Origin of the sequence: Streptosporangium sp. NPDC087985 (assembly GCF_044741965.1) — a bacterium.
In the GTDB taxonomy this organism is placed as follows: domain Bacteria; phylum Actinomycetota; class Actinomycetes; order Streptosporangiales; family Streptosporangiaceae; genus Streptosporangium.
In genome coordinates, this window is record NZ_JBIUTQ010000014.1 from 73,051 (window position 1) to 91,516 (window position 18,466).

An 18,466-nucleotide genomic window follows, 5' to 3' on the forward strand; every position below is an offset into this window, starting at 1 on the left:
CACCTTACCGAGTCGCGCACACCCTACTGGGCCGCGGGCCGCCGCCGGTGCGACGTCCGCGATGCGGGATCGGCCCACCGGGTGTAGAGCGCCACGGTCATGCTGGGCCTCCGTCCCACGCGCCATGCCTGGCGCCGGGTGAATCCCGCCGGGACCAGTGCGCCGATCCTCTCACCCCCCGTGGCGATCTTCCGGAGGCTCCCGCGCCAGAGCATCCAGACCCGCTCGTGCCCGTCGAGGGCAGCGGCGATGTCGGTGCGTTCCGGGTAGTCGAAGGACCCCGGCAGGGGAGCGGGGTCCCTGAGCAGCACGTCGTCGGCGAGGTCCCGCCCTCCGTAGTAGAGCATCCCCGTCCGCAGCCACGATCCGCCGTACATGATCGCGTCGCCGGGGAGAGCCCCGTACGCGATGATCCGCACCGCGCGGGGGAAGTTCTCGTGGTGCCCGTCCTCCCTGCGGAGATCCAGTTGCCCGGGCAGCCCCGCGATCAGGGTGGTCGCCAGGAGGAGTGTGGCGAGCACATGGGACATCGAGGCGAGCGCCAGACCGGCCAGCAGCGCGTACGCGGGCACCGTGGCGAACAGGTAGCGGTCGACGTAGACGGGGGCGGCCAGGTGGGACAGGCCGAACAGCAGGATGGGCGGCAGGAGTGCCCAGCCGGCCAGGAGCGTGACCCAGAGCCGGTGGGGGCGGTGCCGGCGCAGCAGGAGCGGGGCGGCCGGCGCCAGTGCCACCAGGACGTAGCCCGCGGGCGCGGTGCCCGCGGCCGTACAGGGCAGGGCCAGGAAGACCGTGGGGTCGGGCAGTTCGATCCAGCTGATCGCGTGCCGTTCGTTGAAGCCGACCGCGGCCCAGACGGCTCCGGGAGCGCACCCGGCGGCCATGAACGGCAGCATCCTGACCAGAACGCCCCTGCCGTACAGTGCCACGGCGAGCAGGTGGGCGGACAGCACGAGCAGGGCGAACACCTGCGTGCAGCCGAGCAGCGCGACGGCCGCGGCGTACTTCCACCAGCCGCGCCGCTCAGGTTCCTCGACCGCGCGGTGCAGCGTCCAGGCGGCCAGCACCGCGGCTGCGGCCGCGAAGGCGTAGGAGCGGACGTTCTGCCCGTGGTAGGAGACCGACGGCAGGAACACGTAGACGGTGGCGGCCGTCACCCCGGCGGGCAGGGAGTGCAGGCGCCGCCCCAGATCGGCGATGAGCGAGGCCGCCACCCCCGTGGCGATCGCCGAGGGCAGCCGCAGCCACCACTGGGCCTGGCCGAACTCCAGCCACAGGTGCATGAAGGCGTAGTAGGGCAGGAAGTGCCCGTCGATGTGCTGCGTCAGTTCCCACAGCCCGGTCGCACTCCGGCGGGCCGCACTGAGGGTGGCCATCTCGTCCGACGACTGGGACACCGTTGATGAGCCGACGACGGCGACAATCGTTGCGGCAAGACCCATCGCCAGGTTTGGCCATATTCGCCCCGGTTGTCGTGTCGCCGGTGCGCATGAAGAACGCGCTCCGGTAATGATCACCCGGGGATGCTAGAGGTTCTTGATCATTTATTGCGGGAGGTTCGGGTAATGGCTGCTCAGAGAATGCCAAAGATTCCCGGTCACTCCCAGCGGAACGTCCGCGAGGTGAGGAAGAGCGAGACCGTGGCCCACACCGCCAGGATCGCCGTCGCGGCCATCGGCAGGCCGGTGCCCTCGGTCAGGACCGAGCGGAGCCCGCCGGCCAGGGCGGAGATCGGCAGCAGTTCGAGGACGGGCTGCACCGAGGCGGGGAACTTCGACATCGGGAAGATCACGCCGCCGCAGCCGAGCAGGATCAGAAAGACCAGGTTGGCCGCGGCGAGAGTGGCCTCGGCGCGCAGGGTGCCCGCCATCAGCAGGCCGAGCCCGCTGAACGCGGCGGTGCCCAGCAGGATCAGCAGGAGTGCGGCCAGGGGGGAGCCCGCGGGCCGCCAGCCCAGGACGGACGCCACTCCGCTGATGACCACCACCTGGATGATCTCCACGGCGATCACCGCGAGCGTTTTGGCCAGCATCAGCCCGGTCCGCGACAGCGGGGTCGCGCCCAGCCGCTTCAGCACGCCGTAGCGGCGCTCGAAACCGGTCGCGATGGCCTGTCCGGTGAAGGCCGTGGACATCACGGCCAGCGCGAGCACGCCGGGAGTCATGAAGTTCACCCGGGGGCCATCGCCGACGTCCACCAGCGGCGCGGCCGAGAACCCGACGAGCAGCAGGATCGGAATGACCATCGTGAGCAGGAGCTGCTCGCCGTTGCGGAACATCGCCCGGATCTCCGCGCCCGTCTGCGCCAGCACCATCCGGTGCAGCGGCGCGGCCCCCGGGGCGGGGGTGAGGTCCAGGGTCGTCACAGCGCTCTCCTGCGGTCTGGCGTGAGCAGTACTCGGTGAAGGGTCATCGGAGCTCCCGGCCGGTCAGCTCCAGGAAGACGTCTTCCAGGGTGCGGCGCTCGATGCTGAGATCGTCGGCGGTGACGCCCTCGGCGGCACACCAGGCGGTCACGGTCGCCAGCAGTTCGGGGCCGACCTGTCCCTCGACGATGTAGTGCCCCGAGGGCGACTCCTTGGCCGTGCTTCCGGCGGGCAGGGCGGTCAGCAGCTCGTCCAGGGTGAGTCCGGGCCGGGCGCGGAAGCGCAGCTGCCGTTCGGCGCCGGTGAGCGAGGACGGGGTGCCCTCGGCCACCACCGTGCCATGGTCGATGATCACGACCCGGTCGGAGAGCTTCTCCGCCTCATCCATGTGGTGGGTGGTGAGTACCACCGAAACCCCGCAGGCCCGCAGGTCGTCCACCAGCTCCCAGCACGCGTGCCGGGCCTGGGGGTCCAGCCCCGCGGTCGGCTCGTCGAGGAAGACCAGCTCGGGGCGGCCGATGACGGCTCCGGCCAGTGAAACGCGCTGCTGCTGGCCGCCGGAGAGCCTGCGGTACGGCGTGCGGGCGTGCTCGGTCAGCCCGAGCCTGCCCATCAGCGCCACCGGGTCCAGCGGATTGGCGTGGAAGCGGGCCATCAGGCGCAGCCACTCCCCGCAGCGCATCGCCGGGGGCACGCCCCCCGCCTGGAGCATCACTCCGATTCTCGCCCTGAGCTCCGGGTTGGACGGGGCGAGTCCGAGCACCCTCACGGTGCCGCCGTCGGCGCGGCGGAATCCCTCGCAGATCTCGATGGTCGAGGTCTTGCCCGCGCCGTTGGGCCCGAGAATCGCGGTGACCGCGCCACGGGCGGCACTGAGGGTGAGGCCGTCGATCGCCGTCGTCCGGCCGTATCTCTTGACCAGGTCGACGATCTCGACGGCTGCGGATTCCATGGCCACGAGTTTAGGCACTGTACCGGCCGGTCACGTTCCCGGACCTGCTGCCCGGAGCCCACCATGCCCGGTAAAAGGCTTCGGGCGGATCCCGTCAAGGGCCCTGATCGCCTGCCAGGTGACCCAAGCCGCCCATGTAACGCTGGGTGCGTCCCGAATCATGACGTGAGGAGGTTCGGCGTGTCCGAACGGAGTGGCTGCAAATCCGGCGTCCCGTGCTGGGCCGATCTGTCGAGCACCGACGTCACCCTGTCGGTCCGGTTCTACCGGGAGATCTTCGGCTGGGAGGCGGTGTTCGACCCGCGCCCGGAGTCCGGCGGGTATGGAAGGTTCACGCTGAACGGGAAGGCCGTGGCGGGCATCGAGCCGAGTTCCGGAGAGGGAGTGCTCTCCGCCTGGAACACCTACGTGGCCATCGACGACGCCGAGATCACGGCCGCGAGGGTCCGTGAGGCCGGGGGAAGGGTCGTCATGGAGCCGGCGGGCTGTTCCGGCGGGGGCTTCACAACCGCCTTCCAGGACCCCTCCGGGGCCTTCGTCATGGCATGGCAGATGGGCCGGCACCAGGGCGTGGAGATCTCCGGTGAGCCCGGCGCGCTCGCCTGGAACGAGCTGGTCACCGGGGACACCGCCGCGTGCGGGTCCTTCTATCCGGCCGTCTTCGGCTGGGAGGTCAAGGAGGCAGGCACGGGAGTCACCCCGTACGTCGAATGGCAGGTGGACGGCCAGTCCGTCGCCGGGATGGCCCGGACGGGCCCGCCCCTTCCGCCGGACACGCCGCCGCACTGGCTGACCTGCTTCGCGGTCGGGGACGTCGCCGCCACCGTGGTGAAGGCCCGGGAACTGGGCGGCACCGTGGTGGACCTGAGGGAGCCGACGCCCCGGGGAACGCTGGCGGTGCTGGCGGATCCCCAGCTCGCGGTCTTCGCGGTCATCGGACAGACATGACCTTCTATGGAATTTCCCCGTTCTGGGAATGGGGATGACCTGACCGTGGTTTGAGATCCCTGGCCCTTGCGGGCCCACTGTGGCCTGTAAGGGTAAAGGGGATCTTGGCATGAGCACGGCGGTCGCCGAACCGGAGGTCGCGCCGGTCGCGCGGCGCAGAGGACTGTTGCTGCTCATTCTGGGCGCGCTGTCCGCGATCGGACCCCTCTCCATCGACATGTACCTGCCCGCGTTCCCCGGTATCGCCGGGGAGATGAACGCCGGGCAGGCTCAGGTGCAACTCACCCTGACCGCCTGTCTCGTCGGCGTCTCCATCGGGCAGGTCGTCGCCGGTCCGCTCAGCGACGTGCGCGGCCGCCGGATGCCGCTGCTGGTCGGTATCGCCGCCTATGCCGTGGCCTCGCTGCTGTGCGCCTTCTCGCCCTCGATCTACGGGCTGATCGGCTTCCGCCTGCTCCAGGGCATTGCCGGCGGCGCCGCGCTGGTGATCGTCCGCGCGGTCGTCCGCGACCTGTACGAGGGAGCGGCCATCGCCCGTATCTTCGCCACCCTCATGCTCGTCAGCGGTCTCGCGCCGATCCTGGCCCCGATCGCGGGCGCGCAGCTGCTCAACCACACCTCCTGGCGCGGCGTGTTCGTCTCACTGAGCGTCGTCGGACTCCTCCTGCTGGCCGCCGCGCTGTCCGGGGTGCGCGAGACCCTTCCCCGCGACCGGCGCGAGAGCGGGGGCCTTGGGCACACCCTCGTCACCTTCGGGCGCCTGCTCCGCAACCGCGCCTTCATGGCCAGCGCGCTGGCGGGAGGTCTCGGCTTCGGCGGCATGTTCGCCTACATCTCCGGCTCGCCATTCGTGCTCCAGCAGGTGTATGGCGTCTCGCCGCAGACCTTCTCGCTGGTGTTCGCGCTGAACGCGCTCAGCCTGACCCTCACCGCGCAGATCGGCGGCCGGCTCGCCGGACGCAGGGTGGCTCCCGCACGGCTGATCCTCATCGGCCTGTTCCTCTCGATGGCCGGAGCGGGGATGCTCCTCGTCACCGCACTTTTCGACCTGCCCCTCGCGATGCTGATCGCGGCGCTGTCCGTGATGATGTGCGGGGCCGGGTTCGTCCTGCCGGGCACCGGTGCGCTCGCGCTGGCCGGCCAGCCCCAGCAGGTGGCGGGGAGCGCCTCGGCGCTGACCGGCGTGCTGCAGTTCGCCCTCGGTGCGATCGCCGCCCCGCTCGTCGGGCTGGGTGGCGAGGGCTCGGCGCTGCCGATGGCCTCCGTCCTGGCCGGGCTCACCTTTGCCGCTTTCGCCGTCTTTGTCGGCCTGCGGAGAGCTCCGGCCGGCGTTTCCATGGGTTAGGTAAGGCTCGCCTGCGTGACAAATTGCATTGCCGGTGGGCCGGCCTCCGGTTTGTCAGCCGGGAAGGAATTAGGCCACACTGATGTTGTGAAATACGTGACCCAGATGACAGGCACCGAGGAGACCGCCGCCGGGCGTATCTCCGGCGTGTCCGCCGAGCACAGCACGCGTGCGCGTGTCGCCCGGCTCATCCTGGAGCACGGCCCCATCACCGCCGCCGCCCTCGGCGAACGGCTCGGCCTCACCCCGGCCGCCGTCCGCCGTCATCTGGACGCGCTGCTGGCCGAGGGAATGATCGAGCCTCGTACGGCCCGGCCCCGCGGTCAGCGGGGAAGAGGACGGCCGGCGAAGCTGTTCGCCATAACCGACGCCGGGCGCAGCGCCTTCGAGCACGCCTACGACGGACTCGCGGGAAACGCGCTACGGTTCCTCGCCGAGCGCGTGGGTGAGGACGCGGTGGCGGAGTTCGCCCGGTCGCAGGTGTCCGGCCTCGTCGGCCGGCTGCAGCAGGAGATGAGCAAGGTCCCCGCCGACCAGCGGGTCCGTGTTCTGGCCGAGGCCCTGTCGGCCGACGGCTATGCGGCCTCGGCGAGCAAGGCCAGTCTCGGCGGCGAGCAGCTGTGTCAGCATCACTGTCCGGTGGCGCACGTGGCGGCGGAGTTCCCGCAGCTGTGCGAGGCCGAGACGGAGGCGTTCGCGCAGATTCTCGGCACGCCGGTGCAGAGGCTTGCGACCATCGCCCACGGCGATGGGGTGTGCACCACCCACGTGAGCCCGCACAGAGCGACCGAGCCGGGTGCGGGAGAAGCGAGCGAGCGGGCACCCGCGCAGGCGCGACCACCCATAAGGCAACAAACGATCGATGACGCATCGAGCAAGGAGACCGGAAGGTGACTGTCACCGACCGCCCGGAGCTGGAAGGCCTCGGTAATTACAAGTTCGGCTGGGCCGACTCGGACGCTGCCGGATCGACGGCCCGTCGCGGCCTGTCCGAGGAAGTCGTCCGTAACATCTCCGCGCTCAAGAACGAGCCGGAGTGGATGCTGGACCTTCGACTGAAGGGCCTGCGTCTTTTCGGCAAGAAGCCCATGCCGAACTGGGGCTCCGACCTCAGCGGGATCGACTTCGACAACATCAAGTACTTCGTGCGCTCCACCGAGAAGCAGGCCGCCTCCTGGGAGGACCTGCCCGACGACATCAAGTCCACCTACGACAAGCTGGGCATCCCCGAGGCGGAGAAGCAGCGCCTGGTCGCCGGCGTCGCCGCCCAGTACGAATCCGAGGTCGTCTACCACAAGATCCGCGAGGACCTTGAGGAGAAGGGCGTCATCTTCGTCGACACCGACACCGCCCTCAAGGAGCACGAGGAGCTCTTCAAGGAGTACTTCGGCACCGTGATCCCGGTCGGCGACAACAAGTTCGCCGCGCTGAACACGGCCACCTGGAGCGGCGGCAGCTTCATCTACGTGCCGCCGAACGTCAACGTGGAGATCCCGCTCCAGGCCTACTTCCGGATCAACACCGAGAACATGGGCCAGTTCGAGCGGACCCTGATCATCGTGGACGAGAACTCCTACGTCCACTACGTCGAGGGCTGCACCGCGCCGATCTACTCCTCCGACTCGCTGCACAGCGCGGTCGTGGAGATCATCGTGAAGAAGGGCGCCCGCTGCCGCTACACGACCATCCAGAACTGGTCGAACAACGTCTACAACCTGGTCACCAAGCGCGCCGTCGCCTACGAGGGCGCGACCATGGAGTGGATCGACGGCAACATCGGCTCCAAGGTCACCATGAAGTACCCGGCCGTCTACCTGATGGGCGAGCACGCCAAGGGTGAGACGCTGAGTGTCGCCTTCGCGGGCGAGGGCCAGCACCAGGACGCCGGGTCCAAGATGGTGCACCTCGCGCCGAACACCAGCTCCACAGTGATCTCCAAGTCCGTCGCCCGCGGCGGCGGCCGTACCTCCTACCGCGGTCTGGTCCAGATCGAGGAGGGCGCGCACGGCAGCGCCAGCACGGTCAAGTGCGACGCGCTGCTGGTCGACCAGATCAGCCGTTCCGACACCTACCCCTACGTGGACGTGCGTGAAGACGACGTCTCCATGGGACACGAGGCCACGGTCTCCAAGGTCTCTGACGACCAGCTCTTCTACCTGATGAGCCGCGGTCTGAACGAGGACGAGGCCATGGCGATGATCGTGCGCGGCTTCGTCGAGCCGATCGCGCGCGAGCTCCCGATGGAGTACGCCCTCGAACTGAACCGCCTGATCGAACTGCAGATGGAAGGAGCCGTCGGCTGATGGGCCTCGAAACCAAACCCCTGTCGACCCTCCACGAGAAGGCCTCCTACGACGTGGCGGACTTCCCGGTCCCCACCGGCCGTGAGGAGGAGTGGCGGTTCACCCCGCTGTCGCGCCTGAAGGGCCTGCACGACGGTGCCGCCGCAGCCGGCGGTGTGGTGGTCCACGTGGATGCCGCCCCCGAGGTCACCGTGGAGACCGTGGGCCGTGACGACCAGCGGCTCGGCAGGTCCTACGTGCCGGCCGACCGGGTCAGCGCCCAGGCCTACGCCGCCTTCGAGAAGGCGACCGTCCTCACGGTCCCGCGCGAGGCCGTCGCCTCCAAGCCGACCGTGATCACCCTGACCGGATCCGGCGAGGGTGCCGCCTACGGCCACATCCTGGTCACGCTCGAGCCGATGGCCGAGGCCGTCTTCGTCCTGGACCACCAGGGGAGCGCGACCTACGCCGACAACGTCGAGTTCGTCGTGGGCGAGGGCGCCACGCTCAAGGTCGTCAGCCTGCAGGACTGGGCCGACGACGCCGTGCACGTCTCCCACCACCACGCCCAGCTCGCCAAGGACGCCACCTTCAGAAGCTTCGTGGTCACCCTCGGCGGCGACCTGGTACGGCTCTCGCCGTCGGTCTCCTACTGCGGCCCCGGCGGCGACGCCGACCTGACCGGCCTGTACTTCGTGGACGCCGGACAGCACCTGGAGCACCGCCTGCTGGTGGACCACTCCCACCCCAACTGCAAGAGCAACGTCACCTACAAGGGCGCGCTGCAGGGGCAGGACGCACACGCCGTGTGGATCGGCGACGTCATCATCCGTGTCGAGGCCGAGGGCACCGACACCTACGAGCTCAACCGCAACCTCCTGCTCACCGACGGCGCCCGCGCCGACTCGGTGCCGAACCTGGAGATCCTCACCGGCGAGGTCGCCGGAGCGGGTCACGCCAGCGCCTCCGGCCGCCTGGACGACGAGCACATCTTCTACCTCCAGGCCCGCGGCATCCCCTTCGAGGAGGCGCGCCGTCTGGTCATCCGGGGCTTCTTCGCGCAGCTGCTGGAGAAGATCGAGCTTCCCGAACTGCGTGAGCGGGTGCTCGCCAAGGTTGAGGCGGAGCTTGAGAAGTGACATTCGAAAAGGTCTGCAAGCTCAGCGACATCCCCGATGACGGAGTGATCGGCCTCGAGGTGGGGGGGACCCCGGTCGCCCTGGTCCGCCGGGGCTCGGAGGTCTTCGCCCTGCACGACGTCTGCTCCCACGCCGAGGTGAAACTCAGCGAGGGCGAGGTCTACGACGAGACCCTGGAGTGCTGGCTGCACGGCTCGTGCTTCGACCTGCGCTCCGGCAAGCCCACCGGGCCGCCCGCCACCAAGCCCGTCCCCGTCTACCACGTCAAGATCGACGGCGATGACGTTCTCGTCTCGCTCTCGAAGGAGTAATAACAGTGTCTGATTCGAGCCGAGTCCGCTCGGGGTCCACCCTGGAGATCCGTGACCTGCACGTCGCCGTCGAGGACAAGGAGATCCTGCGCGGCGTCAACCTGACCGTCCGGGCCGGCGAGACCCACGCCATCATGGGCCCCAACGGTTCGGGCAAGTCCACGCTCGCCTACGCGCTCGCCGGTCACCCGAAGTACACCGTCACCGGCGGACAGGTCCTGCTGGACGGCGTCGACCTGCTGGAGCTGTCGGTCGACGAGCGTGCCCGCGCCGGCCTGTTCCTCGCCATGCAGTACCCGGTCGAGGTCCCCGGCGTCAGCGTCTCCAACTTCCTGCGCTCGGCGGTCACCTCCGTGCGCGGTGAGGCTCCCAAGCTCCGCGAGTTCGCCAAGGACCTGAAGACCGGCATGGACGCCCTGTCCATCGACGCCGCCTTCGCCCAGCGCAACCTGAACGAGGGTTTCTCCGGCGGTGAGAAGAAGCGCCACGAGATCCTCCAGCTCGAGCTGCTCAAGCCGAAGATCGCCGTTCTCGACGAGACCGACTCCGGCCTCGACGTCGACGCGCTGCGCGTGGTCTCCGAGGGCATCAACCGCTTCCGCGCCTCCGGCGAGACCGGAGTCCTCCTCATCACCCACTACACCCGCATCCTGCGCTACGTGAAGCCGGACTTCGTCCACGTCTTCGCGGCCGGCCGGATCGTGGAGCAGGGTGGCCACGAGCTCGCCGACAAGCTCGAGGCCGAGGGCTACGAGGCCTACACGAAGGCCTCCGCCTGATGAACGCCGGCTTTGACGTGGAGAGGATCAGGAAGGACTTCCCGGTCCTCTCCCGCGAGCTGCCCGGCGGTCGGCCGCTGGTCTATCTCGACTCGGGCAACTCCGCGCAGAAGCCCACCCAGGTGATCGAGATCATGCGCGAGCACCTGGCCATGCACTACAGCAACGTCGGCCGTGCCATGCACGCGCTGGGCGCCGAGTCCACCGAGGCGTACGAGACCGCCCGCGACAAGATCGCCGCCTTCGTCGGCGCGCCGAGCCGCGACGAGATCGTCTTCACCAAGAACGCCTCCGAGGCGCTCAACCTGGTGGCCTACGCCTTCGGTAACCCCACCAACTCCGACCCCAGATTCCGCATGGGGCCCGGCGACGAGATCGTCATCTCCGAGATGGAACACCACTCCAACATCGTGCCGTGGCAGCTGCTCGCGCAGCGCACCGGCGCCACGCTGAAGTGGTTCCCGGTCACCGACGAGGGCCGCCTGGACCTGTCGGGCCTCGAAGAACTGGTCACCGAGCGCACGAAGATCGTTTCGATCGTGCACCAGTCCAATGTGCTCGGTACCGTCAACCCGGTCGACCAGGTGCTTGCCAGGGTCCGCCAGGTCGGGGCGCTGATGATGCTGGACGCCTCGCAGTCGGTGCCCCACCAGCCGGTGGACGCCGCCGCGCTCGGGGTGGACTTCCTCGCCTTCACCGGGCACAAGGTCGTCGGCCCCTCCGGGATCGGTGTGCTGTGGGGCCGCGGGGAACTGCTTGAGGCCATGCCCCCCTTCATGGGCGGCGGGGAGATGATCGAGGCGGTCTGGATGGACCGCTCGACCTACGCCCCCGCGCCGCACAAGTTCGAGGCGGGCACCCCGCCGATCGTCGAGGCCGTCGGTCTCGGCGCCGCGGTGGACTACCTGTCCGCGATCGGTATGGACGCCATCGCCCGGCACGAGCGCGAGCTCACCGGCTACGCGCTCGGTGCGCTGGGAGAGATCCCGGGCCTGAGGGTGATCGGCCCGGCCAACCTCGACCAGCGCGGCGGCACGGTGTCGTTCACCCTCCAGGGGATTCACCCGCACGATGTTGGGCAGATCCTGGATGACAACTTTGGGGTGGCGGTGCGCGTGGGGCATCACTGCGCCCGTCCGCTGCACCTGAGGTTCGGGATCCCCGCCACCACGCGGGCGTCCTTCTACCTTTACAACACCCCGGCCGAGATCGACGCCCTGGTTCGCGGCCTTCACCACGTGCAGAAGGTGTTCGCCTAGCCATGCCGGAGCAGTTGAGATGATCGCCGAGTCCATGTACCAGGAGCTGATCCTGGAGCACTACAAGCATCCGCAGGGACGTGGTCTACGCGACCCCTACGACGCCGAGGTCCATCACGTGAACCCCACGTGTGGCGACGAGATCACCATGCGCGTGAAGCTGGGCGACGGCGGCAAGGTCGAGGACGTCTCCTACGACGGCCAGGGCTGCTCGATCAGCCAGGCCGCCGCCTCGGTGCTGTACGAGCTGGCCGCCGGCTCGACCGTGGACGAGACGCTCGCCGTGGTGGAGGAGTTCACCCGGCTCCTGCAGAGCAGGGGTCAGGTCGAGGCGGACGAGGACGTGCTGGGGGACGCGGTGGCGTTCGCCGGGGTCGCCAAGTTCCCGGCCCGGGTGAAGTGCGCGCTGCTGGCCTGGATGGCATACAAGGACGCGGTTGTGAGGAGTTCTGCATGAGCAAGCCTGTTGAGACGCCGACGGCGGCGTATGACGGGGAGACGACCCTTGACGAGGTCATGGAGGCGCTCAAGGACGTCGTGGACCCCGAGCTCGGCATCAACGTCGTCGACCTCGGTCTGATCTACGGGGTCAACCTCGACGCCGCGGAGGCCGGTACCCCTCCGATCGCGACCATCGACATGACGCTGACCAGCGCGGCCTGCCCGCTGACCGACGTCATCGAGGACCAGGCGCACTCAGCCCTGGAGGGCATGGTCTCCGATGTGAAGATCAACTGGGTCTGGCTTCCGCCGTGGGGCCCGGACAAGATCACCGATGACGGGCGTGAGCAGCTGCGGATGCTCGGTTTCAACGTCTGATCCCCGTTCTGGTACGGTTCGCACCTCCCGAGGTGTGGGCCGTACCGGATTGTGTGAGAGGATGCCCCATGCCGGGAAGAAAAGCCCGGCTCGGAGCGTTGGCTCCAACAACGGGCAAGCGTCCGCATGATGTCGGACGCCCCGGAACACCTGGCGCTGCGAAGGCCGGGTATGCTTGATCGTGGTTTGACTGCGTGCGGGTAAGCTAGACCCGCCCCGTGCGGTGCGCCTCGACTTGCACCGCACTACCGCCCCGAATGCGGGCGTTGATCAAGCGCGGCCTCAGGCCGCGCGCTCCAGGCTCGTCCTTTCGCAGAAGTGACGTGCCCCGTTCTTCTATCGAAAGGCACGAATCTTCGTGACCATGCTTGACGCTGCCCTGCCCGAAATCACCGACATCCCCGAGGTTCCCGCCGGGCCGTCCGAGTTCATCCTCCTCGGCCTGCCGAAGCCCCTGGTGACCGGGCTTTCCCGCCAGGGCATCGACAGCCCCTTCCCCATCCAGCGGGCGACGATCCCCGACATCCTGGCCGGCAACGACGTTCTGGGCCGAGGCCAGACCGGCTCCGGCAAGACGCTGGCCTTCGGCCTGCCCATGATGGCCCGCATCGCCGGGAGCAAGGCCCGCCCGGGCCACCCCCTCGCCGTCGTGCTGGTGCCGACCCGCGAGCTGGCCATGCAGGTGACCGACGCGCTCGAGCCGCTCGGCCGGGGACTGTCCCTGCGGATGAAGACCGTCGTCGGCGGCATGTCCATGGGCCGCCAGATCGAGGCGCTGCGTCGCGGCGTCGAAGTCGTCGTGGCCACGCCCGGCCGGCTGACCGACCTGATCCAGCAGGGCGAGTGCACGCTGGACCAGGTCCAGGTGACCATCCTGGACGAGGCCGACCACATGTGCGACCTCGGCTTCTTCCCGGTCGTCAGCGCGATCCTGCAGCAGACCCCGGCCGACAGCCAGCGCCTGCTGTTCTCCGCCACCCTCGACGGCGACGTGGACAAGCTGGTCCGCCGCTTCCTCACCAACCCGGTGACCCACTCCATGGCCCCGGCCGCGTCCTCGGTGGACACCATGGAGCACCACGTGCTCGAGGTGCACCGCGACGACAAGTTCCCGGTGACCGCGGAGATCGCCAACCGCGAGGGCCGCACCATCATCTTCGTGCGCACCCAGCACGGAGTCGACCGGCTGTGCAAGCAGCTCGCCCAGGTCGGCATCAAGGCGGGCGGCCTGCACGGCGGCAAGCGCCAGAACCAGCGCACCCGCATCCTGGCCGAGTTCAAGGAAGGTGCGATCAACGTTCTGGTCTGCACCGACGTCGCGGCCCGCGGCATCCACGTCGACAACATCAGCCTCGTGCTGCACGTCGACCCGCCGCAGGACCACAAGAGCTACCTGCACCGCGGCGGCCGTACCGCTCGCGCCGGGGAGAAGGGCACCGTCATGACGCTGGTGCTCCCCAACGAGCGCCGGTCCACCGACGCGATGACCCGTCGCGCGGGCATCAAGCCCTTCCGCCTCAAGGCCACCCCAGGGCATCCGCGCCTGGAGGAGGTCGCCGGTGCGCGCAGGCCCAGCGGTGAGCCGATCCCGGTCTGGGAGCCCTCGGCTCCGGCCCCCAAGCAGCGGGAGCGTCGCGGCTTCGGCAACGGTGGCGGCCGTGGCCCGCGCCGGTTCCGTGACCGTCCCGGCCACGGCGGCGAGGGCCACCAGCCCCGCGAGCGCTCCTACGGTGACGACAGTCGCGGTGGCGAGCGCGGCAACAACGGCAGCGTGAGCGACGTGCGCGGCCAGTACCGTTCCGAGCGTCCCAGCGGTGGCTACCGCGGTGACCGTCCCAGCGGTGGTGGCTACCGTGGCGACCGCCCCGCAGGCGACCGTGAGCCCTTCCGCGGTGAGCGTTCCACCGGCGGCGGATACCGCGGCGGTGAGCGGCGTGAGCCGTTCCGCAGCGGCGAGCCGTTCCGGGCCGAGGGCCGTTCCGACAGCCGCGGTGACAACCGCGGCGGCTCGCGTGGCGCGGGCTTCCGCGGTGGCCGCGGCGATCACACCACCGGTCGTTACGGCCGCTGACCGTCACGGCGGGCACCCGGAGGGCCACCACGGTGGCTGATCGGGCCGTGGTCCGCCGAGACTGATCGAAGCTGAGAAATCCGAAGGGGCCGGTACGGCAGTCGCCGTACCGGCCCCTTCGCCGTGCCCGGGCCCCGGTCTCTCCGGCACGCTCGGCTGCCTGTTGGGGGCGTGGAGACTCAGGGCCGCCCGGTGACCTCCGCGGCCGCCGGTTCTGTCAGGGTCTTTCTCCGCTGATTACCCCGATGGCAACTGAACCGGTCCAGTCAACTATTGACACGTTAGACATATGGACTTTACGGTCACGATACTTATCCGGTTCAGTAATCGCATGCGGTTGCGCGGAAGTCGAGTGGGAGCGCTCCCATGCTGTAGAGGAGAATAAACGATGCGGACTCGATGGCGGTTCCTGGCCCTTGGCGCGGTGACCTGCCTGCTCGCGGCAGGCTGCACGGGGGGCTCCACACAGCCGTCCGCCCCCAGCTCGCCACCGCAGGCCTCGGGCGGCTCGGCCCCGGCCTCCGCGGCCGACGGCTCCTTTCCGCGCAACGAGACCCTCTACACCAGCGGCACCCAGTGGGGTCCGCCGGCCAACTGGAACCCCCTGCGGACCTGGGACTCGGCCACCGGGACCAAGGGGCTCGTCTACGAGACGCTCTTCCTGTACGACCCCCAGACGGACACGTTCACGCCCTGGCTGGCGGAGAGCGGCACCTGGACCGGCGACAGGACCTACGAGCTCAAGCTCCGCAAGGGCGTCACCTGGGCCGACGGCAAGCCCTTCACCGCCGCCGACGTGGTCTTCACGGTCGAGCTCGGCAAGATGAAGACGGTTCCCTACGCCAACCTGTGGACCTGGCTGGAGAAGGCGGAGGCGACCGACGACCAGACGGTGACGTTCACCTTCTCCAAGGCCAACCACCAGCAGTGGGCCAACTGGGTCTACAACAACGCGATCGTCCCCAAGCACCTCTGGGAGGGGCGCTCGGAGGAAGAGGTGATGAACGGGACCAACGACAAGCCGGTCGGCACCGGACCGTACGCCTACCACAGCCACGACCAGGACCGGATGGCCTGGGTCAAGCGCGACGGGTGGTGGGCCACGGCGGCGCTGGGCAAGGACGTCAAGCCCAAGTACGTCGTCGACATCGTCAACTCCAGCAACGAGGTGGCGATGGGCCTGCTGCTGCAGAAGGGCCTGGACCTCAGCAACAACTTCCTGCCCGGTGTGGCCAACCTGGTCAAGGGCGACTTCGGCATCCAGACCTACTATTCCGAACCGCCCTACATGCTGTCGGCCAACACGGCCTTCCTGGTCCTCAACACCAAGAAGAAGCCGATGGACGACCCCGCCTTCCGCAAGGCGGTCGCCAGTTCCATCGACACCAAGAAGATCGTCGAGGGCGTCTACGGCAACCTGGTCAAGGCGGCCGGCCCCACGGGCCTGCTGCCCCAGTGGGACAAGTACGTCGACCAGACCGTGGTCGCCGAGAAGGGCTTCTCCTTCGACACCAAGAAGGCCAGGAAGCTCCTGGCGGACGCCGGGTACAAGGACACCGACGGTGACGGGTTCGTGGAGAACAAGGACGGCTCCAAGGCCTCACTGAAGATCATTGTCCCGGCCGGGTGGACCGACTGGATGGAGGCGAGCCGGGTCATCGCGGAGGGCGCCAAGGCCGCGGGCATCGACCTCACCGCCGAGTTCCCCGACTACGGCGCCCTGGTCGATCAGCGCGGGTCCGGCAAGTTCGACCTGCTGATCAACAACGAGCGGCAGCTGTCCAACACCCCCTGGATGTACTACGACTACATCTTCCAGCTGCCGGTCAACAAGCTGCAGAACACCGTCAACTTCGGCCGCTACGAGAACGAGAAGGCCTGGGACCTCGTCGCCGAGCTCGACGGCAAGAAGATCGATGACGTCGAGGGGATGAAGCAGGTCGCCTCGGAGATCCAGAAGATCCAGCTGGACGACATGCCGGTGATCCCGCTCTGGTACAACGGCCTGTGGGCGCAGACCAGCAACGCGGTCTGGACGAACTGGCCCTCCTCGGCACCCGGCACCCCCAAGTCCCCGCCGACCATGTGGCGCAACTGGCTTGAGTTGGGTGGCGTCCTGACCCTCACCGAGCTCAAGCCGGCCGGCGGCTGACCGGCGATCCCGCCCCCCTCCCCCTCTCGGGCGTGTCCGCGAGGAGCTACGGAGGCCCTCGCGGGCCACCAGAGAGGGGAAGGGGGTTCATCTCGCCGATTCGGGAGGATCGCTTGCGACGCTATTTCGGCAGGAAGCTGCTCGTCTACGGGCTCACCTTCATCATGGCCGTCACGATCAACTGGATGATCCCGCGCTTCATGCCGGGCGACCCCGTGCAGAGCATGCTCGCCAGGGCCAACGTCTCACAGCCTGACGCCGTGGAGGCCATGCGCGCGCACTACACCAGCCTGTTCGGGCTCGACCTGCCGCTCTGGCGGCAGTACGGCAACTTCTGGGCCGCGCTGTTCCAGGGTGACCTCGGGATCAGCATCTGGCTGTTCCCCACGCCCGTGACCGACGTCATCGTGCGGGCCGTGCCGTACACGCTGGCCCTGCTCATCCCGGCCATCCTGCTCAGCTGGTGGGCGGGCAACAGGTTCGGCGCGTTCGCGGCCAGGCGTAGGTGGCTGGACAACACGGCGCTGCCCATCGGCTACGTGCTCACCGCGACCCCCTACATGTGGCTGGCCATCCTGCTGGCCTGGGGGCTGGGCATCGTCGCGGGTGTCTTCCCCGTCTCCGGCGGCTACAGCTTCGCCATGCGGCCGAACTGGTCCTGGGAGTTCGTCGGCGACCTGGCGTTCCACTGGTTCCTGCCGTTCGCCTCGCTCTTCCTCGTCGCGTTCGGCGGATGGGCGATCGGCATGCGCAACATGATCATTTATGAGCTGGAGGCCGACTACTCCACCTACCTGGCCTCGCTCGGGGCGCCCCAGCGGCTGATCCGGCGCTACGCGTTCAGGAACGCCGTGCTGCCGCAGATCACCGGGCTGGCCCTGCAGCTCGGGGTGCTCGTGGCGGGCGCCCTGGTCACCGAGATCGTGTTCTCCTATCCGGGGCTCGGCCATCTCATCCTCCAGGCGATCCAGAACCAGGACTTCTTCCTGCTGCAGGGGGCCTTCCTGTTCATCGTGGTGGGCGTGCTGGTCGCCAACTTCATCATCGACGTCGTCTACGTCCTGGTCGATCCGCGGACCAGGGCGGGAATGGGAGGCGAGGCGGCATGACGGCCATCCCCGTGAAGCGCTCCGAGGGCATTCCCGCGAGGCGTCGCGAGGCCCTGTACTTCGCGGTCCGCAACGGCAAGCTCCTCGCCGGACTGGCCGTACTGCTCCCGCTGCTCGTTCTGGCCGTCTTCGGCCCGCTGCTGACCCAGGGTGATCCGAACGCCTACGTCGGCCTCCCCGCCGCAGCGCCCTCGGGCGAGCACTGGTTCGGCACCACCATGTTCGGCCAGGACATCTTCGCCCAGTTCGTGTACGGCCTGCAGGCCACCTTCCTGGTGGGGGTGCTCGGCGGCGGGCTGGCCGCGTTCATCGGCATGGTGATCGGCTTCACCGCCGGTTACCGGGGCGGGCTGGTCGACGAGGTGCTGAACATGCTCACCAACATCATCCTGGTCCTGCCCGCGCTGGCGGTACTCCTGATCATCAACGCCTATCTGGGGATCCGCAGCGTCGGCGTGCAGGCGCTCTTCATCGGGCTCACCTCCTGGCCCTGGGCGGCCAGGGCCATCAGGGCCCAGACCTTCTCGCTGCGCTCGCGGGATTTCGTGGACCTGGCCCGGCTGAGCGGCGTGCGCACCTGGAAGATCATTTCCAGGGAGATCGCGCCCAACATGAGCTCCTACCTGTTCATGACGTTCATCCTGCTGTTCGGCGGATCGATCCTGATCGCCGCCTCGCTCGACTTCATCGGGCTCGGACCGAGCCAGGGCGTCTCGCTCGGCCTGATGCTCAACAACGCGGCCCGCTGGAGCGCGCTCCATCTGGGCCTGTGGTGGTGGTTCGTACCACCGGGGGCCGGAATCACCGCCATCGTCGGTGCTCTCTACGTCATGAACGTCGGCCTGGACGAGGTGTTCAACCCGAAACTGCGGGAGCTGTAGTGGACAAGCCAGACAGGAGGCCGGGGCGACCAGAGGGAGGCCTCGTGATGTCGC

General features: G+C 68.7%; 17 protein-coding genes. 14 read left to right on the forward strand and 3 right to left on the reverse strand.

Annotated elements, in window-relative coordinates:
- Positions 1-23: 23 nt before the first annotated feature.
- From ACIN94_RS23220 to ACIN94_RS23230, 3 genes are all read right to left on the reverse strand, one after another.
- Positions 24-1,397 carry a glycosyltransferase family 39 protein gene (locus ACIN94_RS23220; protein WP_400709441.1) on the reverse strand — a complete coding sequence of 458 codons (1,374 nt, stop codon included), beginning with the start codon at positions 1,395-1,397 and terminating at the stop codon, positions 24-26.
- 200 nt (positions 1,398-1,597) lie between these two features.
- Complete coding sequence (locus ACIN94_RS23225) at positions 1,598-2,365, reverse strand: ABC transporter permease (protein WP_400709444.1); 768 nt, start codon at positions 2,363-2,365, stop codon at positions 1,598-1,600.
- 43 nt (positions 2,366-2,408) lie between these two features.
- Positions 2,409-3,317, reverse strand: coding sequence for an ABC transporter ATP-binding protein (locus tag ACIN94_RS23230; RefSeq protein ID WP_400709447.1), 909 nt, complete (start codon positions 3,315-3,317; stop codon positions 2,409-2,411).
- Positions 3,318-3,497: 180 nt separating this feature from the next.
- On the opposite strand from ACIN94_RS23230, the gene ACIN94_RS23235 reads away from it, so the two are divergent.
- The 14 genes from ACIN94_RS23235 (at position 3,498) to ACIN94_RS23300 (ending at position 18,412) form a co-directional block, all read left to right on the forward strand.
- Entirely contained in the window at positions 3,498-4,265 is a 768-nt protein-coding gene (locus ACIN94_RS23235; RefSeq protein ID WP_400709450.1) for a VOC family protein, read from the forward strand.
- A 109-nt stretch (positions 4,266-4,374) separates the two neighbouring features.
- Positions 4,375-5,610, forward strand: coding sequence for a multidrug effflux MFS transporter (locus ACIN94_RS23240; RefSeq protein WP_400709453.1), 1,236 nt, complete (start codon positions 4,375-4,377; stop codon positions 5,608-5,610).
- 105 nt (positions 5,611-5,715) lie between these two features.
- Positions 5,716-6,504: a helix-turn-helix transcriptional regulator gene (locus ACIN94_RS23245; protein ID WP_400709727.1), complete on the forward strand. Its 789-nt coding sequence runs from the start codon at positions 5,716-5,718 to the stop codon at positions 6,502-6,504.
- Positions 6,501-7,913: a Fe-S cluster assembly protein SufB gene (gene sufB / locus ACIN94_RS23250; RefSeq protein ID WP_400709456.1), complete on the forward strand. Its 1,413-nt coding sequence runs from the start codon at positions 6,501-6,503 to the stop codon at positions 7,911-7,913. The genes ACIN94_RS23245 and sufB overlap by 4 nt, the downstream gene beginning before the upstream one ends.
- Complete coding sequence (gene sufD, locus ACIN94_RS23255) at positions 7,913-9,031, forward strand: Fe-S cluster assembly protein SufD (RefSeq protein WP_400709459.1); 1,119 nt, start codon at positions 7,913-7,915, stop codon at positions 9,029-9,031. Before sufB ends, sufD begins: the two co-directional genes overlap by 1 nt.
- Complete coding sequence (locus ACIN94_RS23260) at positions 9,028-9,342, forward strand: Rieske (2Fe-2S) protein (protein ID WP_400709462.1); 315 nt, start codon at positions 9,028-9,030, stop codon at positions 9,340-9,342. Before sufD ends, ACIN94_RS23260 begins: the two co-directional genes overlap by 4 nt.
- 41 nt (positions 9,343-9,383) lie before the next feature.
- The gene (gene sufC / locus ACIN94_RS23265) at positions 9,384-10,121 is read left to right on the forward strand and encodes a Fe-S cluster assembly ATPase SufC (protein WP_400709729.1); all 738 of its coding nucleotides are present in this window, start codon (positions 9,384-9,386) and stop codon (positions 10,119-10,121) included.
- Complete coding sequence (locus ACIN94_RS23270; protein WP_400709465.1) at positions 10,121-11,380, forward strand: cysteine desulfurase; 1,260 nt, start codon at positions 10,121-10,123, stop codon at positions 11,378-11,380. The genes sufC and ACIN94_RS23270 overlap by 1 nt, the downstream gene beginning before the upstream one ends.
- 19 nt (positions 11,381-11,399) lie before the next feature.
- A complete protein-coding gene (gene sufU / locus ACIN94_RS23275; RefSeq protein WP_400709468.1) occupies positions 11,400-11,837 on the forward strand; it encodes a Fe-S cluster assembly sulfur transfer protein SufU in 438 nt (145 codons plus the stop codon).
- Positions 11,834-12,199 (forward strand): metal-sulfur cluster assembly factor, encoded by a 366-nt coding sequence (locus tag ACIN94_RS23280; RefSeq protein WP_400709471.1) that lies wholly within the window; start codon positions 11,834-11,836, stop codon positions 12,197-12,199. The genes sufU and ACIN94_RS23280 overlap by 4 nt, the downstream gene beginning before the upstream one ends.
- Before the next feature lie 364 nt (positions 12,200-12,563).
- Positions 12,564-14,270, forward strand: coding sequence for a DEAD/DEAH box helicase (locus ACIN94_RS23285; protein ID WP_400709474.1), 1,707 nt, complete (start codon positions 12,564-12,566; stop codon positions 14,268-14,270).
- A 388-nt stretch (positions 14,271-14,658) separates the two neighbouring features.
- A complete protein-coding gene (locus ACIN94_RS23290; protein WP_400709477.1) occupies positions 14,659-16,422 on the forward strand; it encodes an ABC transporter substrate-binding protein in 1,764 nt (587 codons plus the stop codon).
- Positions 16,423-16,535: 113 nt separating this feature from the next.
- Positions 16,536-17,531 (forward strand): ABC transporter permease, encoded by a 996-nt coding sequence (locus ACIN94_RS23295; RefSeq protein WP_400709480.1) that lies wholly within the window; start codon positions 16,536-16,538, stop codon positions 17,529-17,531.
- A complete protein-coding gene (locus tag ACIN94_RS23300) occupies positions 17,528-18,412 on the forward strand; it encodes an ABC transporter permease (protein WP_400709483.1) in 885 nt (294 codons plus the stop codon). Before ACIN94_RS23295 ends, ACIN94_RS23300 begins: the two co-directional genes overlap by 4 nt.
- The last annotated feature ends 54 nt before the right edge of the window (positions 18,413-18,466 follow it).